This is a genomic window from Alcaligenes sp. EGD-AK7 (assembly GCF_000465875.3).
Lineage (GTDB): Bacteria > Pseudomonadota > Gammaproteobacteria > Burkholderiales > Burkholderiaceae_B > Alcaligenes > Alcaligenes phenolicus.
The window spans coordinates 86,059-109,272 of record NZ_AVOG02000056.1 but is presented as its reverse complement, the minus strand read 5'-3'; the positions used below and the strand labels follow the sequence as shown (position 1 = coordinate 109,272).

Here is a 23,214-nt window from a genome sequence, read left to right as displayed (position 1 = left end):
GCTTTTGTTCAGTTTATTTGATCAGGGCCAGAACCTGCTTGAATACGGGGTTAGCCGGCGTTTCCAACCATTCAAACATGGCCATTTCGGCGCTAACGCGCTCCAATCCATGCATCGCCCAGCGATCCCAGGCAGCTTGTCGGGACTCGGGATGGCGCGAGCCTACGCAGTCCCCGACCAGCACAGGTTCATAACCACGCTCCATCAAACCCAGGCCAGTTTGTAACACACACACGTGAGACTCTGTACCCAGTAACAAGACTCGTGTGCGCCCTACCGGCAAGGCAGGCAAAAAATCGGCTTCGCGCGTGGCATCGAAGTGGGTTTTATGCAGCACTTTATCAATATGTGGTAACAAAGAAGCATCGGTTGGGCCGATTTTCTCGGCCCAATGCTCGGTTGCCAGCACCGGCACCCCTAAAAGACGCGCCGCCTGTGCCAGCTTCCCGGCCCGTTCGACCAAGGCTTGGTGGTCTGCAATGGCGGGCAGGAGCCCCGTTTGCATATCCACAATCAGGACGAAAGACTGGTGAGCATTGAGCACAGGCATGGCACTTTCCTTATTTCAGGGACTTGTAGCGGATACGACGAGGTTTGGCAGCATCTTCGCCCAGACGCTTCTTCTTGTCTGCTTCGTATTCCTGATAGTTGCCATCAAAGAATACGACCTGCGAATCACCCTCAAAAGCCAGAATGTGGGTGGCGATACGGTCCAGGAACCAGCGATCGTGACTGATCACCATGACCGAGCCGGCAAACTCCAGCAGGGCATCTTCCAGAGCACGCAGGGTTTCCACGTCCAGGTCGTTGGATGGTTCGTCCAGCAGCAAGACGTTGCCGCCTGCGATCAGGGTCTTGGCCAGGTGCAGACGACCACGCTCCCCGCCAGACAGATTGCCCACGATCTTGTTCTGATCCGCACCCTTGAAGTTGAAGCGGCCCAGGTACGCACGCGATGGCATTTCAAAGCGGCCCACGGTCAGCAGGTCTGCGCCATCGGCAATCGCGTCAAAGACGGTCTTTTCATTAGCCAGGGCATCGCGCGACTGATCCACATAAGCCAGCTTGACGGTTTGGCCCAGTTTGACCGTACCGGAATCAGGCTGCTCTTTACCGGCCAGCATGCGGAACAAGGTGGACTTACCTGCACCGTTAGGACCAATAATCCCGACGATGGCACCAGCTGGCACCTTGAAGCTCAAGTTGTCGATCAGCAGACGATCGCCATAGCCCTTGCTGACGTTTTCAAACTCAATAACTTCATTACCCAAACGCTCGGCCACAGGAATGAAGATTTCCTGGGTCTCGTTGCGCTTCTGGTATTCGTGCGAGGACAGTTCCTCGAAACGGGCCAGACGGGCCTTGGCTTTGGCCTGACGTCCCTTGGGGTTCTGGCGCACCCACTCCAGCTCTTTCTTGATGGTGCGCTGACGAGCACTTTCCGACGCCTCTTCCTGCTTCAGACGGTCGTCTTTCTGCTCCAGCCAGGAGCTGTAGTTGCCCTTCCAGGGAATACCGTGGCCACGGTCCAGTTCCAGAATCCACTCGGCGGCGTTGTCCAGGAAGTAACGGTCGTGAGTGACTGCTACGACGGTGCCGGGGAACTGGCGCAGGAACACTTCCAGCCAATCCACACTTTCCGCGTCCAGGTGGTTGGTGGGCTCATCCAGCAGCAACATATCAGGCTTGGACAGCAGCAACTGGCACAAGGCCACGCGACGCTTTTCACCACCGGACAGGTTGGCAATGGAGGCATCCCAAGGTGGCAGACGCAGCGCATCGGCCGCGATTTCCATTTGGGTTTCGATATCGTCCGCACCGCTGGTCGCGGCGGCGGCAATGATGGATTCCAGTTCGGCCTGTTCGGCGGCCAGAGCGTCAAAATCTGCGTCGGGCTCGGCGTATTCGGCGTAGACCTGTTCCAGACGCTGACGCGCCTCGAACACTTGGCCCAAACCGGCCTGCACGGCTTCGCGCACGCTGTGTTCGGGATTCAGCTGAGGTTCTTGTGGCAGGTAACCGATCTTGATCCCCGCCATGGGGACGGCTTCGCCCTCGATCTCGGTATCTACCCCGGCCATGATCTTGAGCAAGGTGGATTTACCCGAGCCGTTCAGGCCCAGCACACCAATCTTGGCACCTGGAAAAAAAGACAAGGAGATATTGCGCAGAATCTGCCGCTTGGGCGGCACAATCTTGCCCACGCGGTTCATCGAATAAACGTATTGAGCCATATAAACCTAAAAAGGAAAAACAGGTCGTGTTCGGAAAACTGGGATTGTAGGCGTTTGGCGCCCGAAAGGTGCGCTTCTGTCAGGTTCAGAACGAAACACCCGGCCTGAGTGCAGGCCTGTCTCAGGTAATATACTCACTTTTGCTGACAATCCAAAAACGCCATGCCCACACCTGACGCCCCTGAACTTGTATTTACCACCGAAGAGATCGAAACCCTGGGCCGCACCGCCGATGCGCTGAGTGCCTACCTGGGTCGTGCCGTCCTGGCCGAGATCGTGGGAGCGGAAGAAACCGGCTTTGAATGGGTCATCTTTGCCATGCCCCTGGACAAGAATGAAGACGAAAGCGAATTCACGATTGTGCAGGTAGGCGGCGAACAGGCCCGCATCGTGGGCAACCGCGGCGGCTTGGACCCCAAGGACACGGCGGTCTACGCCTGCCGTTACCTGTGGGCCATCCAGTTAAGTGATGCCGAGCCTGTGCGCTTTATCAAAGTGGACGAAGAAGGCGAGGAAGTCGCCTGGACCGAGACCCTGGAAGAATTGCTGCCCTTCGCCCTGAGCGAAGATGCCTTCGCCGTCGAGGATGATACGGATGAAGACGACGAGGACGATGATGATGACAGCCCGGAACCGGGCGTGCACGGCCACACCCTGCACTAATTGCGTTCAGGCCCGTCGCTTGTCCCGCAGATATAAAGCGACACCCACCGGCCACATCAAACCCACCAGCAGATAAGACGCCAGGCCTTTCAAGCCATAACCTGCTGGTGGCTTGCGCCCACTGGCACGCAGGTGCAGCCCAAAGCGGGTGTAACGCGCGGCAGCCATCAAGAACGCCTTGGGTTCGTAGCGGAACCAGGGCAGACACTTCACCACCGTATCCTGCGCCAGCAGCCACAAGCCCAGTGCATGTTGCTGGCTGGTTTTGCCTTGCACCGACAAGGAGTCCGGGCTGTCGTGGTAGACACGGAATACGGTGTTCACAAATCGGTTCTTGTAGCCCGCACGGGCAATCGCCCGCCACACCAGGCTTTCTGGCACAAAGCCGTCGATCTGATCGGGAAAGGGAAACTTGCGCAACACAACGGTACTCAAACAGCCGAACTTCTCGCCCCGCACGTGGTAGCGAAAACTCATGTCCAAAGAGCTGGCATCAAAAATATCCTGGGGGAACATATCACCGACGACCTTGCCATCCGGTCGCACACACAGGCCTGTAATGCCCGCATAGCCCGCTCGTTCTGATACGGGGATGTCGGCCCAGATCTGCGCCATATCGTAGAGCGCATTCACCAGCAGGGTGTCATCACTGTCCAAAGCAACGACCAGTTCACCTTGGGCCAGAGCCACGCCGTGATTGAACGCCGCCTTCTTGTGACGATTTTCCTGCCAGGCATAATGAATCGGAAAGGAGGCTTGCTGTTGCCAGCCTTGCACCAGTTCCCTTGTCCCGTCTGTGGAACCATCGTCAATGACAACCCACTCAAAGTCCTGACAGGTTTGCTCGCACAAGGAAAGATACACGCGCTCCAAGGTATGAGCACGGTTATAGCTAGGTGTCAGGACGGTGAACAAATGGCGCCATTCCATACGCGGGTGTCCCCATAAACCACTGTTTTGATTATTGTTACGGGCAGCTACTTAGATCTGCATCAGAATGACATCATCATAAAGCAAGCACGGCGCTGTGCAGCGCACTATCTGCAGGGCTCCAGACAAACCCGAAGCAAAATCAAACGCGCACAAAAAAACCACAGGCAAGCCTGTGGTTTTTTTGCTGCTGGGTGTGATTTCAAGCTGAAAAATCAGGTTTCTGCTTGTACACCGCTCAAGCCAGGCACTTAGACGCGCTTGACCTTTTCCAGCATTTTGAAAACGCCCTTGGGTGCGCGCACAAACAGACGTTTGAATGCTTTACCCAGGCAACGACGCTCCAGCGTGTTGCGGCGAGTGCGTTTGATTTCCGCCATGGTGATCTCCGATCTTAATGTAAGCCCTGCCGGATGATCCCGACAAAAGCGCAATAGCTAACCAGAAATTCTACCGTAATCCGCGTTAAGATACAAAGGCTAGAGTGTGCATCCCTGGCAACACCTTGCTGGCGTGTACCGCTCTCACTGGCGCATGGGGCCTGTTTGACAGGCCTTTTCGCTGCCGCTTCCCTACTCTGCCCTCTCCAGAAAGCCGACCTTGCCATGAGCTCAGAAATTCGCATTTTTGGCGCCCGCCAGAACACTCTGAAAAACCTGAATGTACGTATCAAAACGGGCGAGTTATTGGTTATTACCGGCGTTTCCGGCTCAGGCAAAAGTTCGCTGGCCTTTGACACTCTGTATGCAGAAGGCCAACGACGCTATGTAGAAACCTTCTCCCCCTATGCGCGCCAGTTCCTGGACCGCATGGACAAACCTCAGGTCGATCGCATTGAAGGCATCTTGCCCGCCATTGCCATTGATCAGGTGAACCCGGTACGCAACTCGCGCAGCACCGTGGGCACCATGACGGAGCTGAACGATTACATCAAGCTGCTGTACGCCCGCTTGGGCGAGTTGTATTGCCGCCAGTGCGCCCAGCCTGTGCGCCGCGACAATGCCGACAGCATCGCCAAGCAGATTCGCAAGCTGGCAGAGGACCACGATGACCCACGCCTGGTTCTGACCTTTGCCGTCAAGGTTCCGGCCAACTTCACGCAGCAAGAAATTGAAACCTTGCTGCATCAGCAGGGCTACACCCGCCTGCACCACGAAGAAACACAGACCGTCACAGCCAGCAGCAGCACGAAAAAGGGCAAAAGCAGCAAAGCCGCCCCCACGGAGCAAAAGCTTCTCTATGTGATTCAGGACCGCTTCCGTGCCAGCACGGTAGAGCCGGAACGTTTCATGGAAGCGATCGAAGCGGCCTTGCGCCACGGACAAGGCAAGTTGACGGTGTATGCTTCGGCCAGTGTCGATGGCCCGGAAACCGCCTGGCGTTTCAGCCAGGGCCTGCACTGTGCTCAGTGCGATATTGAATACAGCACGCCCGTAGCCAGCACCTTCTCCTTCAACTCGCCCCTGGGCGCGTGTGAATCCTGCCGTGGCTTTGGCCGCGTGATGGGTATTGATTACGGCCTGGTCGTTCCCGATCCCAGCAAAAGCCTGCTGGAAGGTGCAATCCGCCCTTGGCAGACAGCCAGCTACAAAGAATGTCAGGTCGAGATGGAGCGCTACGCTCCGGCAGCCGGTGTACGCCTGAGCGTGCCCTGGAAAGACTTGAGCCAGGAAGAGCGCGACTGGGTGATTAACGGCACCCCGGACTGGAAAGGCGGCAATCAGGCCTGGAAAACCCAGTGGTACGGCGCGCAACGCTTTTTCGACTGGCTGGAGTCGCGCGCCTACAAGATGCACGTGCGTGTGCTGCTGTCCAAATACCGCAGCTACAACACCTGCCCGGCCTGCGCCGGCTCGCGTCTGAAACCCGAAGGCAGCTTGTGGCGTGTGGGCGATCAGGCGGCCCCCGCCGATTCCCGCTACCCACGTTTCATGCCCGTGCATTCCAACTGGCTGCGCGAGCAACTGGATGCCATGCCCGGCCTGAGCGTTCCGGACCTGATGCGTTTGCCTATAGAGCACGTACGCAGCTTTTTCCAAGGCCTGCACTTTGGCGATGCACGCGATGCGGCCATTGATCTGCTCTTGAAGGAAACCCTGTCCCGCCTGAATTATCTGTGCGATGTGGGCCTGTCCTATTTGTCCCTGGACCGCCAAAGCCGCACCCTGTCTGGCGGAGAAGTGCAGCGTATCAACCTGACCACGGCACTGGGCACCTCGCTGGTGAACACCCTGTTCGTGCTGGACGAGCCCTCGATTGGCCTGCACCCACGCGACATGCACCGCATTATTGAAGTAATGCATCGTCTGCGCGGCAATGGCAACACCTTGGTGGTGGTCGAGCACGACCCGCAAGTGATGGTGGCTGCCGACCGTATTCTGGACATGGGCCCCGGCCCTGGCGAGCGTGGCGGTCAGATTCTGTTTGATGGTTCGCCCCAAGCCTTGCGCGGTGCAGAAACGCTGACAGGCCGCTACCTGAGTGGCGAGCTGAGCATCGAATCGCCCCGCCCTATGCCTGTGGCCGACAACACCCCGCGCCTGCTGCTGGAAGACGTGAGCGCACACAATCTGCGCCATATCTCCGTCTCCATTCCGCTGGGCCGTCTGGTCTGCGTAACGGGCGTCTCCGGCTCGGGTAAGTCCACGCTGATTCAGGACGTGCTCTACCCGGCCATCCTGAAACAACAAGGCAAACCAACGGAAGCCCCTGGCCCTTACGGTGCCTTGCTAGGCGCCGAGCAAATTGCCGAAGTAGTGATGGTGGATCAGACGCCTATCGGCAAAACGGCCCGCTCCAACCCGGCCAGCTATGTCGGTGCCTTTGACCCTATCCGCAAGCTGTTTGCCCAGGCTCCGCTGTCCAAAGAACGCAGCTACACGCCCGGCACCTTCAGCTTCAATAGTGGCGATGGCCGCTGTCCAACGTGCGGCGGCACGGGCTTTGAACATATCGAAATGCAGTTCCTGTCGGACGTGTACCTGCGCTGCCCGGATTGCGATGGCAAACGCTTCCGCCCCGAAGTGCTGGAAGTGCGTATCGAACACTTTGGTCGCAGTGCCTCGATTGACGAGGTGCTGGACATGACCGTGCATCAAGCCATGGAGTTCTTTGAAGGCCTGCGCGATGTGCAAACCGGCCTCGCGCCATTGGCCGATGTAGGTCTGGATTACCTGAAACTGGGCCAACCTGTGCCTACGCTCTCGGGCGGTGAGGCACAACGCTTGAAACTGGCAGCTTATTTGGCCCAGGCTTCGCGCACCCGTCTAAGCCAGGTGAAGGTCGCCAAGAAAGGCAATCTGTTCCTGTTCGACGAGCCCACCACCGGCCTGCACTTTGACGATATTGCCCGCCTGATGCGCGCCTTCCGCAAGCTGCTGGCCGCCGGTCATAGCCTGCTGATCATTGAGCACAATCTGGACCTGATCCGCGCGGCAGACTGGATTATTGATCTGGGTCCCGAAGGTGGCGAGCATGGCGGCCAATTGCTGGGCGCGGGTACGCCTGGCGACATCATGGCGCTGGAGCAGTCACACACTGGCCATGCCCTGAAAGAGTACGAACAAGCCATTCTGGGTAAAGGCTCGGCCCTGTTTCAGGAACCCGAGGTGGACTATCAGGCCAGCTCCGGCGGCAGCAACGATGGCCAGATCGCCATCCTGAATGCGCGCGAACACAACCTGAAGAACATCTCGGTGCACATCCCGCATAACACCTTCACCGTCGTGACGGGTGTATCCGGTTCGGGCAAATCCACCCTGGCCTTCGATATTCTGTTTAACGAAGGCCAACGCCGCTACCTGGAATCCCTGAACGCTTACGCCCGCGCGATTGTGCAGCCTGCCGGTCAGCCCGATGTGGACGCAATCTACGGTATTCCGCCTACCGTTGCCATTGAGCAGCGCACCAGCCGGGGCGGACGCAAGTCCACCGTCGCCACCATGACGGAAATCCACCATTTCCTGCGCTTGCTGTATGTGAAGCTGGCCACCCAATACTGCCCGGACTGCCATGTGCCTGTGGCCCCGCAAACGGCCGAGCAAATCGCCGCGCAATTGCTGCGTGATCATAAGGGTGAGCATATTGGTTTGCTGGCTCCCCTGGTCACCGCTCGCAAGGGCTACTACACCGACCTGGCCAAATGGGCGCAGGGCAAGGGCTACACCCATTTGCGTGTGGATGGCGAGTTCATCCCCGTCAACCCTTGGCCGCGCCTGGACCGTTACAGCGAACACACGCTGGAACTGCCGGTGGCCGACCTGATTATTGACCCTCGCCACGAACTGCAACTGCGCCAAGCCATACGCGAGGCGCTGGAGCTGGGTCACGGCTCCTTCAGTGTGCTGGCTCCCCTGACGCCATCGGGTTCCATGTCGCTGGAGCAACGCCGACAAGGTCAACCGCTGTCCACGGCCAGCCAGCAACACTTCTCCGTCAAGCGGGCTTGCCCGTGCTGCGGCACCAGCTTCCCCGAGCCGGACCCACGCATGTTCTCCTACAACTCCAAGCACGGCTGGTGCAAGGACTGCTTTGGTACGGGCTTGAAGCTGACCGGCTTCGACCAGGAACAAACGGGCGAAGAAAACAGCTGGAATAACGGCTACGAAGGCGAAGCCGTGGAATGCCCAAGCTGTCACGGCCAACGCTTGAACCCGGTCTCTCTGGCTTTTGAATGGCGCGACCAATCCATTGCCAAGCTGGCCGGTTTGCCCGTGGATGAAGCGCAGACCTTTTTTGGCAGCCTGAACATGAGTGGCCGCGAGGCCGATATTGCGCGCGACATTCTGAACGAAATCCGCAGCCGTCTGGACTTCATGCACGAAGTGGGCCTGGGATATCTGGCGCTGGATCGTGCCGCCCCCACCTTGTCGGGTGGGGAAGCCCAGCGTATCCGTCTGGCGGCCCAGTTAGGCTCAAACCTGCAGGGCGTGTGCTATGTGCTGGATGAACCCACGATCGGTCTGCACCCGCGCGACAACCAGATTCTGCTGAACGCCATGGCGCGTCTGGAAGGCAACGGTAATACGCTGGTGGTTGTCGAGCACGATGAAGACACCATACGCCGTGCCCAGCACATTATTGATATGGGCCCCGGTGCGGGCAAACGCGGCGGTGAAGTCATCGCCCAGGGCACACTGGCAGAAATCGAGGCCAACCCCAATTCGCTGACAGGCCGCTATCTGCGCGAGCCGCTCAAGCACCCCATGCAGGCACGCCGTCCCGTCCAGGCCGATGCACCCATGCTGACGGTGCACGATGCCAGCCTGCATAACCTGAACAAGGTCCAGGCCGGTATTCCGCTGGGCAAGCTCAGTCTGGTGACGGGCGTGTCAGGTTCCGGCAAGTCCACCTTTGCCCGCGATGTACTGCTGGATAATTTGCAGCGCGTGGTCGGCAGCAAAGAAAAACCGGTGTGGCAGGGTTGTTCCAGCATCAGCGGCTGGGAAAGCCTGGACCGCGTGCTGGAAGTAGACCAGACCCCCATTGGTAAAACCCCCCGCTCCTGCCCGGCCACCTATATCGGCTTCTGGGACGAGGTGCGCAAACTGTTTGCCAACACCAACGATGCCCGCCTGCGCGGCTGGAGCGCCTCACGCTTCTCCTTTAATACCGGCGATGGCCGTTGCCCCTTGTGCGAAGGCCAAGGCATGCGCACCCTGGAAATGAGCTTCCTGCCGGACGTGAAGGTGCCTTGTGACGCCTGCCACGGCCAGCGCTTCAATCCGGAAACCCTGGCGGTGACCTGGCGCGACGTCTCCGCCGGTCAGCTTTTGCAAATGGATGTAGACGAAGCGGTTGAATACTTTGCCGCACATCCTAAAATATTGCGCCCCCTGCAGCTGATGCAAAGCGTGGGCCTGGGTTATCTGACCCTGGGCCAACCCTCACCCACCCTGTCCGGTGGCGAGGCGCAGCGCGTCAAGCTGGTCAGCGAACTGGTCAAGGCCCGTCTGGACGAAGGTCTGACTCGCACAGGCCGCGCCTACAAGGCTCCGCACACCCTGTACGTGCTGGACGAACCCAGCGTAGGCCTGTCCATGGCGGATGTGGAAAAGCTGATTGTGGTGCTGCACCGACTGGTCGATGCCGGCCATACCGTGCTGGTGATTGAACATAATCTGGATTTGATTGCCGAAGCAGACTGGATTGTCGATCTGGGCCCCGAAGGCGGCTCGGGCGGCGGCAGACTGGTGGTGCAAGGCACGCCGGATCAAGTACAAGCCAACCATGCCTCGCATACCGGCATGGCCCTGGCGGAATTTTTAAAGGAACACGGCGCATGTATGGCCGATTTGAAGACAGACTAAAAGGCTATGCGCTGGAAATGCAGGGCTACCTGGGCCATATCCAGGCTCGTAGCCCTGAGGACTTAAGTACTGCTTTTGAAAAAATCGAACAGGCTCGCCAAGCCGGCCACTGGGTGGCCCTGGCACTGGACTACGAACTGGCCGAGTTGTTCGAACCCCGTCTGTCTGCGCGTGATGCAGCGTCCCATGCGCCCCTGAATGCGCTGGTGTTTGAGCAGGCTCAGGAAGTGGCTTTATGGGATAGTCAGGCAAAGCCCGAATTGAAGGTCAGCCTTCAAATCAGTCAGAAAGACTATCGGGATGCGCTGGCCCAGGTTCAGCAAGGTTTGCAGGCCGGGGATTTTTACCAGATCAACTACACCATGCCCCTGTGCATTCAATCCGGCATGGCACCGCGTGATCTCTATACCGCACTGGCCAGCCGCCACCCTGTAGCCTACGGTGCTTATCTGGATCTGGGTGATCGTCATATCCTGTCGCTGTCACCCGAGCTGTTTCTGGAAAAACGTGGCAACACTGTGCGGACCCGCCCCATGAAAGGCACGCGCCCGCGCGACACCGACCCTGTTCAAGATCAGAAAAACGCCCAGGATCTGCAAAACAGCCTGAAAGACCGGGCCGAGAACCTGATGATTGTGGATTTGCTACGCAATGATCTGGGTCAGGTGGCCCGCACGGGCACGGTGCACACCACCAGTCTGTTCGATGTCGAGCAATATGCCTCGGTCTGGACCATGACCTCCAGCATTCAGGCAGAGGTAGACCCGGACTGCAGCCTGGAGGCCCTGCTACGTGCCCTGTTTCCCTGTGGTTCGATTACCGGCGCCCCCAAGCTGGCCGCCATGCAATGCATACGCCAGCTGGAAACGCAGCGACGCGGTATTTACTGTGGCTCGGTGGGGTATCTCAGCCCCCAGGGCGACTTGTCCCTGAATGTCAGCATCCGCAGTCTGGAGCTGAACAATCATGGACAAGGAACATTTGGCGTGGGCGGTGGCATTGTGCTGGATTCGGACCCGGACCAGGAATGGTTGGAGTGCTTGTGGAAAGCACGTGTCTTGCAGACCCCTGTAACACTGACTTAAAGGCAGCATCATGAGCCAAAGCAAACCTGAATTGATAGAAACCTTGCGGGTAGATGCAGACGGCCAGATCCCCCTGCTGGAACTGCATCTGGAGCGCGTGGCACGCAGCTGCGCGGAACTGGGCTACGACTGGGATGCACAAACCTGGTTGCAGGCCATGCATACGGCGCTGGGCCAGGCTCCGGTCAACACACCCTTACGACTGCGTATCTTGTGGGGTGCCGACGCCAGCGCCCAGGCACAGGCGAACGCACTGCCAGCACTGGAAGGCCCCTTACAGCTATGCCTGTCCCGCACACCCCTGCCCGCTCAGGACCCGCTGCTCTCGCACAAGACGACGCATCGCCCCTGGTATCAAGAGGCCAGCGCCCTGCTGGAAAAGCATCCCCAAATCTTTGATGTGATCTATCTGGATACACAGAACCGGGTTTGTGAAGGCAGTCGCAGCAATATTTATATTCAGGACGAACAGGGCCAGTGGTGGACACCGCCCGCCCAAGGCTGGCTCTTGCCCGGCGTGCAACGGCAGGCGCTTCTCAATAGCAAGCTGGTTCGTGAAACCGAGATTTCCCTGGAGGATTTACTGAACGCCAAGGCAATCCGAGTCTCGAATGCCTTGCGTGGCTGGCAGGACGCCTTACTGGTTCAGTATCCGGTTTAAGGCGTAGTCGGCGGCCTGCATGCCCATGCTGGCCGTCACAGTGACCCCGGAGCCATAACCCGCGCAGGCCAGTCCTTGCAGCGCACCGTCTTCGGCCTGGGTCCAGTTCTGTGGCAGACGCGTTTCCTGCTCGAACCACAGGCAATCCACTCCCATGCGAGGCACACGCTTCAAGGCGCGGCCCTGAGCATCGCTGCCACGCGCAAAGCCATGCTGCTTGCGCAGGATCTGGCGCAGCTTGCCCAGCAAGGCATCATGGCATGCTACCGACAAGTCTCCCCGGCGCAACGTCAGCGGGTCGGTTTTGCCTCCTGCCCCGCCACAGCTCAGCAGGGGCACCTTGCAGCGCCTGGCCTGCAAGATCAGAGCAATCTTGGCACTAGCCTGGTCAGTGCAATCCAGAAACACGTCGGGGCGCTGCTCCATCAGGCTGGCCGCATTATCCTCAGTGACAAAATCTTCAATCAGCTGCAGCTGACACTGAGGATTGATCTGCGCAATGCGCTGGGCCATGGCTTCAATCTTGGCCATGCCCAAGGTGCTGTCCAGGGCAGGCAGTTGGCGGTTGATATTCGATTCGGCAATATTATCCAGATCAATCAGGGTAATCCGGCCCACAGCCGAACGGGCCAGCGCTTCCACCGCCCAGGTTCCCACGCCCCCGATACCCGCCACCATCACATGGGCGGCCGCCAGACGCTCGCGCGCTCCGGCTCCATACAAACGATCCAAACCGCCGAAACGGCGTTCGGCATCCATGTTGTGCTGCTCTGTCATGCAATCTGTCCATCACCGGCCCATGCGGCCAAACCCGTTAATTCTACGTCTAATTGCCCCTGACCAGCCTGTGAAACGGGCCTTATACCCTGGTGGCTTGACTGTGCCCTGCCAAATAGCAACACTCATATAAGCAAATTAGTATTTTTCCTTAGTTATCAGCATCAAAGCCCGCTACAGTGGACTGTGCTTGCTCTACAATTGTCATAGGTTTCAAGCATCTGTGATTTTGGCTTACCACCCCTTTTTGCCGTGAACATCGATTCTATTTCCGCCTCGCCTTCCGCCGTACCCACACCGTGCAGCTTTCGTGTCCTGACTGACGAAGAGCGCAACGCCTCTTTGCGTCAATCCTTGGAAGAGGTGCAGTGGTGTGAAAAACAGGACCTGTGGGTCTATGGTTACGGCTCTCTGATCTGGCGTCCCGATTTTGAATTTGCCGAGCAGCGCCAAGCCTTGCTGCGCGGTTACCACCGGGCGCTGTGCTTGTGGTCACGTATCAACCGCGGTACGCCCGAGCAGCCCGGTCTGGTTTTCGGGCTGGATGTAGGCGGTTCTTGCCGGGGCATGGCTTTTCGTATTCCCGCCGAAAGCGTACCCAAGGTATTTGACGCCCTATGGCTGCGCGAGATGCCCAGCGGTGCCTATATTCCTCGCTGGTTGCGCTGCCGCACCAGCCAGGGCGATATTCGTGCCCTGGTCTTTACCATGAACCGCAAGACCGACGCCTACGTCCCCCGTATGCCGGACGAACAGCTGCGACAAGTGGTGTACTCGGCCCAGGGAACCAACGGCCCTTGCATCGAATACGTCATGGAAACCGCCTCGGCGCTGCAACGCTCTAAAATTCTGGATAAACGCCTGCAATCAGTGGTTCAATTACTACAGAGCCAGACTGCACTGCTTAATCCTCAACAAGCCTGAGAGCGCCCCATGTCCCTTGCCGATTTGCGTAACGAATACGAACGCTTTTCCCTGAGCGAAAACGAACTCTGTGCCGATCCTAGCCAGCAATTTCAACGCTGGCTGGATCAGGCGATTGAGCTGAAGGAAGTCGAACCCACGGCGATGACGCTGGCCACCGTGAACCCGGAAGGTCGCCCATCGGCGCGCATTGTTCTGCTCAAAGGTTACGACGAACAAGGCCTGGTGTTCTTTACGAACTACCAATCTCGCAAGGGTACGGACCTGGACCATAACCCGTGGGCCAGCCTGTCCTTTTTCTGGGCCTCCATGCAACGCCAGGTGCGTTTTGAAGGCCGCATCAGCCGCATCAGTGCGGCCGAGTCCGACGAATACTTTCACAGCCGTCCTCTGGGCTCGCGCATTGGGGCCTGGGCCTCGCCGCAAAGCCAGCCCATCAGCCGCGCAGAGCTGGATGCCCGTGCCAAGCAGTACACTGAAAGCTTAGGTGAACATCCCGCCCGCCCTGAACACTGGGGTGGCTTCCGACTGACTCCAGACCATGTCGAATTCTGGCAAGGCCGTGCCTCGCGCCTGCACGACAGGCTGGTGTTCGACCGCAAGGACACATCTGACTGGCAGGTGAGCCGACTGGCTCCTTAAGCCGTTCCCTTGGGGACGCCTGCCCTCAGCATTGATGCAATGACTGTTTTTTCTTCTACCTTCGATAGCGACTTCTTCCGTTCGGCACTGGGCCGTTTCGCCACTGGCGTGACGGTCGTGACCGGTGCCAACAAAGACCACCCGGATCAGGCCATTGGCCTGACCGTCAGCTCCTTTAACTCTGTTTCCCTGGACCCACCTCTGGTGCTGTGGTCGCTGGCCAAGCGCTCCCAGTCCCTGCCACACTTTGTGGACGGCCAGGGCTACGTGATTCACGTTTTGGGAGCCAGCCAGCTATCGCTGGCCAAGCGCTTTGCCTGGGGCGATCAGGCCGAGCGTTTTCGCGATCACCCCATCAAGCGTTCCCCGCACGGCTTGCTCATGCTGGACGACGAGCGTTGCAGTGCCTGGTTCGAGTGCAAGCCTTATGCCGTGCATGAGGCAGGCGATCACCTGATCTTTATCGGTGAAGTCACCCACTGCGAACGTAGCGCCCATCAGCCCCTGATCTACCATGCGGGCGACTTTGACCTGACTCCCTCCCTGGCGTGACGGGGTGTTGCAACGCGGTCCTGACGACGACAGCATGGCGGGAGTACACTACGCCTTTTGCTCCAACGCGCCAATAAGGTCCTGATTCATGGCAAACGATGTCGATTGCATAGTGCTGGGAGCGGGAGTCGTAGGTTTGGCCTGCGCCCGACAAATGGCCCAGCAAGGCATGGAGGTTCTGCTGATCGAGCAAACCGCCAGCATTGGCAATGGCGTCAGTTCCCGCAATTCAGAGGTTATACACGCGGGCATTTACTACACACCGGGCAGCCTGAAGGCCCGCCTGTGTGTAGAAGGCAAGGCCCGGCTGTATGACTACTGCCAGGAACACCATATAGCCCACGCCCGTTGCGGCAAGCTGATTGTGGCGACCACGCCCGAACAGGAAGCCGATCTGCTCAAGCTGCAGGCCCAGGCGCGCGCTTGTGGCGTGGACGATTTGCAGTGGCTAAATGCCGCCCAGGCCCAGGCTCTGGAGCCGGCCTTGAATTGCAGCGCCGCCCTGCTTTCTCCTTCCACCGGCATTGTAGATACCCATGCCTTGATGCTGGCCTTGCAAGGCGATGCGGAGAACCACGGTGCCCAACTGGTATTCAATACGCCTTTTGTCAGTGCGCGTGTCCTGCCCGGACAAGGTTTTGAAGTGCATGTGGGTGGCGCAGAAGCGTTCAGCCTGACAAGCACCCATCTGATAAACGCGGCTGGTTTGGGCGCTGTGGCCGCTGCACGCCAGATCGAGGGGCTGGATGCCAGCCATATCCCGAACGCTTATCTGTGCAAAGGCAGCTATTTCTCTTTGACGGGTCGCTCGCCCTTCAAGCACCTGATCTACCCCATGCCCAATAAAGCCGGGCTGGGTGTGCATCTGACGCTGGATCTGGCCGGTCAGGCCCGCTTTGGCCCGGACACCGAATGGGTACAGGACGAGAACTACGATATGGACCCGCAACGAGGCCAATCTTTTTACGCCGCTGTGCGTGAATACTGGCCCGCTTTGCCCGATAACAGCCTGAACCCCGCCTATAGCGGTATCCGGCCTAAAATTGTGCCCGCAGGTCATGCGGCAGCCGACTTTGTCTTTTCAGGTCCCGCCGAGCACGGCATACCTGGATTGCTGAATCTGTTCGGCATCGAATCGCCCGGCCTGACCGCGTGTTTAGCGATTGCACAACACAGCCAAGAAACCCTGGCCCAGGCAGCTTAAAAACTTTTCTGAAATCTTTACAATACTGTCGATGAACGATTACATCTTGACCCTATCCTGCCCGGATCGTACCGGCATTGTCCACAGCGTATCGGGCTGGCTGCTTGAGCAGAACGGCAACATTCTTGAGGCACAGCAGTTCGGCGACGCCGCCACCAACCGCTTTTTCCTGCGCATCCAGTTTTCCCTGCCCGAAAAGCAGGACGTCAACGCGCTGCAAACCAGCTTCGCCCCCATTGCTGAAAAATTCAGCATGGACGCCAATATTTATGACGCCCAGCGTAAAGCCCGCCTGCTGATCCTGGTCAGCCGCCAAGGCCACTGCCTGAACGATCTGCTGTTCCGCGCCCATAGCGGCCAACTGCCGGTGGAAATTGCTGCTGTGGCCTCCAACCATACCGACCACGCCGGTCTGGCTTCTTCTTACGGCATCCCCTTCCATCACCTGCCCGTGACACCGGAAACTCGCCCCGAGCAAGAGCAGCAAATCATCGACTTGGCTCGTGATCTGAAGATTGATCTGGTTGTGCTGGCCCGCTACATGCAGATTCTGTCCACCAATCTGTGCCAATCCCTGTCTGGCCGCGCCATCAATATTCACCACAGCTTCCTGCCCAGCTTCAAGGGCGCACGCCCCTACCATCAGGCACATGCTCGCGGGGTGAAGATTATTGGTGCTACCGCCCACTACGTAACAGCTGACCTGGACGAAGGCCCGATCATCGAGCAGGACGTGGAACACGTGACCCACTCGGTCAGCCCAGCCGAACTGACCCAGATCGGTAGCGATGTGGAGTCTCTGGTTCTGGCCCGTGCCGTGCGCGCCCACGTGGAGCACCGTATCTTGCTGAACGATCAGCGCACGGTGGTATTCCGCTAAGCAGCGAGATCAGGCCTACCTTAAGCCTAAAAAAGCCCTCAATGCTGTGGATACAGATCCACGCATTGAGGGCTTTTTAATGGTCTCCCATTTTTCAAAATGCCAGACGATTTGAGCCTGCTAGCTACTTGGCAATCAGCTCTACCAGCCTCAGGCAACGATCGACTGCTGTCTCTGCCAATCTCTGACGAGTATCTGCTTCAAATCGCCAACAGCCTCTCCCGCATACTGACTGCTTCCCCAATTCCACCATACGCTTGCAGCATGTCTCGTCGGCAAGACCCATGTTTACCTCGGGTACACGGCTACAAGCTCTGCTTATTGCCCTAACGCCAAACCTTCACGCCGAGGGTCTACCCCGGCCTCCAGTCCCTCCTGAGTCCAGCGAATCACATGCGTACCGCTAGGAAAAGGCTGCTCACGCACCTCGTGCCCCATTGCCCTCAAGGCCTGCGCCTGTTCCGTCACCGTAGTCCCAGCTTCCAGCTCAGTCGCCCAATTGCGGCTGCCGTAGTGGGGCAGGCTGACTGCCTGTTGAGCATCCAGGTTCCACATCAACATGCCGGTCAGGGCTTGAGCCACGTAAGGAATAATGGCACTGCCACCGGGTGAACCCAGGGCAATGACAGGGCGGCCATCCTGCATCACCATCATCGGTGCCATGGAACTGCGTGGACGCTTGCCGGGTTCCACCCGATTCACGGACAGGCGTCCCATTTCGTCTTTGGGGCTCAAGGCAAAGTCAGTCAGCTGATTGTTCATCAAGAAACCATGCACCATGATCTTGCTACCAAAAGCTGACTCGACCGAAGTGGTCATGGACACCACTTGCCCCTTGGCATCCGCCACGGACAAATGCGTCGTGGAAGGCAGCTCGGGCGTGTTATCGCTGGCAGCTTGTGAGTCGGCCAAGGGCTTACCCGGTTGAGCGTGTCCCATGGATCGGTCTGGCTGAATCAAGGCAGCGCGGGATTTCAGATACTCCGGAGCCAGCAAAGCCTGCTGAGGGACAGACACAAATGCCGGATCGGCCACCCAGGCATCCCGATCCGCGAAGGCCAAACGCCCCGCTTCAGAGAAATAGTGAATCGCTTCCACAGATTGCGGCTTCGCCGCAGCAATGGGCGTGTGCTGCAAGATACCCAGCATCTGCATCACACTGATAGCCCCGGAACTGGGCGGTGCCATGCCACAGAGAGCCACTTGTTGCCAGTCCATACAGAGGGGTTCACGACGCAAGGCGCGGTACTGCGTCAAGTCAGACACGGCCAGATCACCCGCAATGGGGTCGGCGGCAACGGCAGCCACCATATCCTGGGCAAGTTCACCTTGATAAAAAGCCTGTGCGCCCTGTCTGGCCAAAAGGCGCAGCACTCGCGCGTATTCCTTGTTCTGCAAACGATGACCAACAGGCCAGGGCTTGCCTTGCTCGTCCAGAAAATAGGCACGTGTAGCCGCCTTGTCAGCCAGTTCAGGATTATCGGCAATCAAGGTATTCAAGCGTGGGCTGACTTCAAAACCGACCTCAGCAAGCTCAATCGCCGGGTCAAACAAATTCGCCCACGGCAGCACGCCACCGTCTTTATGCATCAACTCCAGGGCACGCAGCAAACCCGGTACGCCTACCGAGCGACCACTATTGACCGCCTGCTTGAAGGACATGGTTTTACCGTCCAGCTCGAAGCGATCCAGACTGCTGGCTGCGGGCACCGTTTCCCGTCCGTCATAGCTCATCAGGCCGGTCTTGGGCTGGAACATCAGCAAGAAGCCGCCACCGCCTATGCCGGAAGACTGTGGTTCCACCAGCCCCAGAACCAACTGAGCCGCAATGGCTGCATCCACCGCACTGCCTCCCTGATCCAGGATGCGCAAACCCGCTTGTGTCGCCAAAGGATGTGCCGTCACCACCATGCTTTTCTGGGTGACAAGCTTGTCCCGCTGCATGACACTGCTGGCGGTTTCCGGGTTCAAATGCTGGTTGGCTGCTTCCCGAGCGTGCGCAGGTAGCGCCAGAGCCAAGGTCAAGGCAGCCGACAACAGAGCCGGTTTCCAGTGCAATCTCATGTGTTCTCCTTTTGGTACTCAAGCAGCCATTGTTCCAGCAAAAGCACCGCTTCGCTGGGCTCATTGGCCGTAGGATAACTAAAAAAATAGGCCTCACTGACAGGCATGGCATGATCCAGCGGCATGATCAGCTCGCCCTGCTCCAGCGCCTGTTGCACCAGAAAACGCGGCATCAAGGCCACGCCCATGTCGGCATGCAATGCTGCCATCACCAGACTGAACAGCTCGTAACGCGGGCCGGAACTGACACGCAAATCAGGCTCCAGACCGGCAGATCGATACCAGTCCGACCAGCTATCGGGGCGCGTGGACATATGCAGGTGAACCAGCTTTTGCCAATCGCCACTGGCGGCCAGCTTGGGCGAGCAGACCGGCACCAGTTCGCCTTCGTCAAACAGCTTGATCCCTTCAGTTTGCGGCCACAACTGCCGTCCATGATAAATGGCAGCATCAAAGGGGTGGTCGCCAAACTGAAACGGAGTGGTACGCACGGACAGGCTGACGGTGATATCCGGATAGCGCTGGGAGAAACGAGCAAGACGCGGCATCAACCACACGGTCGACAAGGTAGGCAACACGGCCAGATGGATGCTGCGGCCCACACCGGCGCGTGCAATCAGGCTGAAAGTATCCTTGCCGATTTGCTCCAGATGGTGACGGATGCGAGCAGCATAATCGCGCCCTGCCGGAGTCAACACCAGACGCCGCCGCACCCGTGTCAGCAAGGTCACACCCAGCCGCTGCTCCAGGCCGCTTACCTGCCGGTACACCGCGCTATGCGTCAAGGACAATTCCTCGGCCGCACGGGAAAAAGTCCCCAAACGGGCCGTGGCCTCAAAGGCCTGTAATGCGCCCAAACTGGGTACGCCTTGTCTCATAGGTCTTCCTCTTAATCATGCCGCCTCAGCCCTCCTCATTCAGTGCAGAGCCGGATCGTTACGCCAGAACACGACATTGTGCAATTTTATCAATTGCCTTGTGCGCTTTATGCACACTATGCTGAGACTTTATATTGATCTCGCTGATCCACAGCCACCTGATGATGCGCTTGCTGCTCATAGTGGCGACTGTCAGCGATACTGAAGCAGCTCTTTTCTATTTTCCAGACTGATGGCGCCCATCCAGGCTCCACCTGACTGACCCTCTTTGATCTTCCCGGAGTACCTCTATGTCTGCCAATCCCTCTTTCCATTGGGACGACCCCCTGCTGTTGAATCAGCAGTTGAGCGATGAAGAGCGCATGGTGCGCGATGCCGCCCACGCCTATGCACAGGAAAAGCTGCTGCCACGCGTACTGGAGGCCTTTCGCCACGAACAGACTGACCCCGCCATCTTTGCCGAGATGGGCTCGCTGGGCCTGTTGGGGGCCACCATTCCCGAAGCCTACGGTGGCGCTGGTCTGAACTATGTCAGCTATGGTTTGATCGCCCGCGAAGTGGAGCGTGTGGATTCAGGCTACCGCTCCATGATGAGCGTGCAATCCTCTCTGGTCATGGTGCCGATTTTTGAATTTGGCAGCGAAGAACAAAAACAGAAATATCTGCCCAAGCTGGCCAGCGGCCAATGGATTGGCTGCTTTGGCCTGACTGAACCCAATCATGGCTCGGACCCCGGCGCCATGGAAAGCCGCGCTGTAAAAGTGGACGGTGGCTATCGTCTGAGCGGCAACAAGACCTGGATTACCAACTCCCCCATCGCCGATGTGCTGGTGGTCTGGGCCAAAGTCGTGGGTGGTGACGACGACGGCAAGATCCGCGGCTTCATTCTGGAAAAAGGCATGAAAGGTCTGTCCACCCCGGCCATTCACGGCAAAGTAGGCTTGCGTGCTTCCCTGACCGGCGAAATCGTCATGGCCGATGTGGAGATTGCAGACAGCCAGATGCTGCCCCATGTCTCGGGTTTGCGTGGCCCTTTCACCTGCCTGAACTCGGCCCGCTTCGGGATTGCCTGGGGTGCCTTGGGCGCCGCCGAATCCTGCTGGCATACCGCCCGCCAGTACACCCTGGACCGCAAGCAGTTTGGTCGCCCCTTGGCGGCCAATCAGCTGATCCAGAAAAAACTGGCTGATATGCAGACCGAAATTACACTGGCGCTGCAAGGCTGCCTGCGTCTGGGACGCATGAAAGACGAAGGAACAGCAGCGGTCGAAATCACCTCCATCATGAAGCGCAACTCCTGCGGCAAGGCACTGGATATTGCCCGACTGGCACGCGACATGCTGGGCGGCAATGGTATTTCTGACGAGTTCGGTATTGCCCGCCACCTGGTCAATCTGGAAGTGGTGAACACTTACGAAGGCACCCACGACGTACATGCCCTGATTCTGGGACGCGCACAAACCGGGATTCAGGCTTTCTTCTAAAGCAAACCAAACAGGGCAAAGCCAAAGGCTTTGCCCTTGTCCGTTTCAACCCGAACAAACTGGTGAATTACATGCTGTAAGGGGATTTCTCTCCCGTCTGCATTTGCGGTTATTACTACCGAAAGACTCGAGGTAAACAGCATCCCTTCATAAGCAGCGGGCAAAAGGTCTGGAATGAAGGCTCTTTCCAGTCGCAGGGCCGTCTCAAGAACAAAGTGGCCGCTGGAAAGTTGGTAAACCAAAACTATGCGGTGGGGGTCTTTTTATTCTTGTTCGGACTTCAACTCAAACATGCTGGTCGCTTCCATTTCCAGCACCAGCTCATCACGCTGATTGAACACATTCCAATTCCAGCGAATGATGCCCAGATCTGAACGGCTGCTGGACACACGCTTGGACACCACCGTGGCCTCCAGACGGATTGAATCACCGGCTCGCACAGGCAAGACCCAGCGCAGACGCTCCAGACCGGGCGAACCAAAGGACTCGGAATCGTGCAAGGCAGAATCCACGGCCATGCGCATGGTTTTGCCACAAGTGAGCCAACCGCTGGCGATCAAACCGCCCCAATGGCCTTCTTCGGCCTGCTTGTCGTCAATATGAAAGGACTGCGGATCGTATTTCTGGGCAAATTCCAGCATTTCTTCGCGAGTCACAGGGACAAGTGGGTGCTTGATGACCATACCCACTTCAAATTCAGCAAATTTCATGTTGTTGTACAACGAAAAAAGCCCCCACGCTGCGCCTTCGGCTTGCTGCCCCCCGAGGGGGAGTTTTTGCCTTGGGGCGGCCCGGCGACAAAAAAAGCCCCCACGCTACGCCTTCGGCTTGCTGCCCCAAGGGGGAGCTTTCACCTTGGGACGGCCCGGCGGCAAAAAAGATCGAGAGCGCCACTCTACCATCTCTGCCAGAATTTGCAGCCCCTGCCCCTACTGCGCCACAAACCGCAGCAAACTGTCCACATCCGGTATCAGGAGAAGCCAGCCTGTGCGTCTTATACCAATCTATGGCATAAAGAGAGTTTCCTAATCACTCGCACGCCCAGCCTGCCCAGGGCTTCTTGATTCAACACCGCTATGACAACACTAGATTCATCTTTGCAATTTGCGAGCCTGATTCAAGGCACACAAGCCATTGAACTGGAATATCAACGCATTTTCCCCGAGCGGGTCGCGGCCCCTTTGCTGGTGTTTCTGCATGAGGGTCTGGGTTCGATTGCCATGTGGAAAGACTGGCCGGCACGGTTATGCGAACAAACCGGCTGTAGCGGTCTGATGTACTCACGTTACGGATATGGCCGCAGTACCCCGCGCCCCGACAATAGCCCCAAAGAGCCCGACTATCTGCACGAACAGGCACTGGACGTACTGCCGCAATTGCTGGAACAAGTGGGCGAGGACGGCCAAAAGCGCCCGATTATGCTGGTCGGCCACAGCGATGGTGGCTCGATTGCCCTGCTGGCAGCCAGCGGCTTTGGCGACAAGCTGCAAGGCATTGTGGTGATGGCCCCGCACCTGTTTGTGGAAGACATTTCCTTGCGCGGCATTCTGGTCGCCCGCGAAGCCTACGAGCAAGGTTTTTTACGCGAGCGACTGGCACGCTATCACGATGATGTGGAGTCCGCCTTCTGGGGCTGGAACGCCACCTGGACGGAACCCCAATTCCGGGACTGGAATATCGAAGAGGACGTCAGCCGCATCACCTGCCCGATTCTGGCCATTCAGGGCGTGGATGATGAATACGGCACGCTGGAGCAAATCCGTCGCATCAAGAAGCTGGTGCCGCACACGGAGCTGCTGGAGCTGGAGCAATGCGGTCACCTGCCCTACCGGGATAAGGAAGCGCAGGTGAACCAGGCAATTGTGGACTTTCTGAAGCGAACAGCCCGCTAAACAGCGAACTCACCCAGTCTCTAAGCTCAGTCCCTA

Annotated in this window: 19 protein-coding genes; 11 read left to right on the top strand and 8 right to left on the bottom strand. The window is 58.2% G+C overall.

The window, feature by feature from the left end:
- Positions 1-13: 13 nt before the first annotated feature.
- Positions 14-550, bottom strand: a complete 537-nt coding sequence (locus tag N879_RS16210) for an isochorismatase family protein (protein WP_009455085.1) — start codon at positions 548-550, stop codon at positions 14-16.
- A 10-nt stretch (positions 551-560) separates the two neighbouring features.
- On the bottom strand, positions 561-2,234 hold the full coding sequence (gene ettA / locus N879_RS16205) for an energy-dependent translational throttle protein EttA (RefSeq protein WP_009455087.1): 1,674 nt from the start codon (positions 2,232-2,234) through the stop codon (positions 561-563).
- A gap of 162 nt (positions 2,235-2,396) precedes the next feature.
- On the opposite strand from ettA, the gene N879_RS16200 reads away from it, so the two are divergent.
- Entirely contained in the window at positions 2,397-2,897 is a 501-nt protein-coding gene (locus N879_RS16200) for a hypothetical protein (protein ID WP_022983445.1), read from the top strand.
- 6 nt (positions 2,898-2,903) lie between these two features.
- On the opposite strand, the gene N879_RS16195 is transcribed toward N879_RS16200, so the two are convergent.
- Together N879_RS16195 and N879_RS20875 are read right to left on the bottom strand one after the other, a co-directional pair.
- A complete protein-coding gene (locus N879_RS16195; protein WP_009455091.1) occupies positions 2,904-3,827 on the bottom strand; it encodes a glycosyltransferase family 2 protein in 924 nt (307 codons plus the stop codon).
- A 251-nt stretch (positions 3,828-4,078) separates the two neighbouring features.
- Positions 4,079-4,207 (bottom strand): hypothetical protein, encoded by a 129-nt coding sequence (locus tag N879_RS20875; protein WP_003803595.1) that lies wholly within the window; start codon positions 4,205-4,207, stop codon positions 4,079-4,081.
- A 225-nt stretch (positions 4,208-4,432) separates the two neighbouring features.
- On the opposite strand from N879_RS20875, the gene uvrA reads away from it, so the two are divergent.
- The 3 genes from uvrA to N879_RS16180 are packed head-to-tail and all read left to right on the top strand — an operon-like array spanning position 4,433 to position 11,881.
- A complete protein-coding gene (gene uvrA, locus N879_RS16190; RefSeq protein WP_022983444.1) occupies positions 4,433-10,135 on the top strand; it encodes an excinuclease ABC subunit UvrA in 5,703 nt (1,900 codons plus the stop codon).
- Entirely contained in the window at positions 10,108-11,220 is a 1,113-nt protein-coding gene (gene pabB, locus N879_RS16185) for an aminodeoxychorismate synthase component I (RefSeq protein WP_009455096.1), read from the top strand. Before uvrA ends, pabB begins: the two co-directional genes overlap by 28 nt.
- 10 nt (positions 11,221-11,230) lie before the next feature.
- Positions 11,231-11,881, top strand: coding sequence for an aminotransferase class IV (locus N879_RS16180; protein WP_009455099.1), 651 nt, complete (start codon positions 11,231-11,233; stop codon positions 11,879-11,881).
- Here the strand turns inward: N879_RS16180 and N879_RS16175 are convergent.
- The gene (locus tag N879_RS16175; protein ID WP_009455101.1) at positions 11,858-12,658 is read right to left on the bottom strand and encodes a tRNA threonylcarbamoyladenosine dehydratase; all 801 of its coding nucleotides are present in this window, start codon (positions 12,656-12,658) and stop codon (positions 11,858-11,860) included. The genes N879_RS16180 and N879_RS16175 overlap by 24 nt on opposite strands.
- Before the next feature lie 252 nt (positions 12,659-12,910).
- On the opposite strand from N879_RS16175, the gene N879_RS16170 reads away from it, so the two are divergent.
- The 5 genes from N879_RS16170 (at position 12,911) to purU (ending at position 16,860) form a co-directional block, all read left to right on the top strand.
- Positions 12,911-13,582, top strand: coding sequence for a gamma-glutamylcyclotransferase (locus N879_RS16170; RefSeq protein ID WP_009455103.1), 672 nt, complete (start codon positions 12,911-12,913; stop codon positions 13,580-13,582).
- Positions 13,583-13,591: 9 nt separating this feature from the next.
- Positions 13,592-14,224, top strand: a complete 633-nt coding sequence (gene pdxH, locus N879_RS16165) for a pyridoxamine 5'-phosphate oxidase (protein WP_009455105.1) — start codon at positions 13,592-13,594, stop codon at positions 14,222-14,224.
- 39 nt (positions 14,225-14,263) lie between these two features.
- A complete protein-coding gene (locus tag N879_RS16160; protein ID WP_009455106.1) occupies positions 14,264-14,776 on the top strand; it encodes a flavin reductase family protein in 513 nt (170 codons plus the stop codon).
- A gap of 88 nt (positions 14,777-14,864) precedes the next feature.
- Positions 14,865-15,980 (top strand): NAD(P)/FAD-dependent oxidoreductase, encoded by a 1,116-nt coding sequence (locus N879_RS16155; RefSeq protein WP_031232982.1) that lies wholly within the window; start codon positions 14,865-14,867, stop codon positions 15,978-15,980.
- A gap of 25 nt (positions 15,981-16,005) precedes the next feature.
- Positions 16,006-16,860 (top strand): formyltetrahydrofolate deformylase, encoded by an 855-nt coding sequence (gene purU, locus N879_RS16150; protein WP_164837966.1) that lies wholly within the window; start codon positions 16,006-16,008, stop codon positions 16,858-16,860.
- Positions 16,861-17,178: 318 nt separating this feature from the next.
- On the opposite strand, the gene ggt is transcribed toward purU, so the two are convergent.
- A complete protein-coding gene (ggt, locus tag N879_RS16145; RefSeq protein ID WP_009455113.1) occupies positions 17,179-18,924 on the bottom strand; it encodes a gamma-glutamyltransferase in 1,746 nt (581 codons plus the stop codon).
- A complete protein-coding gene (locus N879_RS16140; RefSeq protein ID WP_009455118.1) occupies positions 18,921-19,802 on the bottom strand; it encodes a LysR substrate-binding domain-containing protein in 882 nt (293 codons plus the stop codon). Before N879_RS16140 ends, ggt begins: the two co-directional genes overlap by 4 nt.
- A gap of 290 nt (positions 19,803-20,092) precedes the next feature.
- Between N879_RS16140 and N879_RS16135 the strand changes: the two genes are divergently transcribed.
- Complete coding sequence (locus N879_RS16135; protein WP_022983442.1) at positions 20,093-21,286, top strand: acyl-CoA dehydrogenase; 1,194 nt, start codon at positions 20,093-20,095, stop codon at positions 21,284-21,286.
- A 263-nt stretch (positions 21,287-21,549) separates the two neighbouring features.
- Here the strand turns inward: N879_RS16135 and N879_RS16125 are convergent, their stop codons facing one another.
- Positions 21,550-21,996 carry a MaoC/PaaZ C-terminal domain-containing protein gene (locus tag N879_RS16125; RefSeq protein WP_022983440.1) on the bottom strand — a complete coding sequence of 149 codons (447 nt, stop codon included), beginning with the start codon at positions 21,994-21,996 and terminating at the stop codon, positions 21,550-21,552.
- 366 nt (positions 21,997-22,362) lie between these two features.
- On the opposite strand from N879_RS16125, the gene N879_RS16120 reads away from it, so the two are divergent.
- Complete coding sequence (locus N879_RS16120) at positions 22,363-23,178, top strand: alpha/beta fold hydrolase (protein WP_031232981.1); 816 nt, start codon at positions 22,363-22,365, stop codon at positions 23,176-23,178.
- Positions 23,179-23,214: the final 36 nt, after the last annotated feature.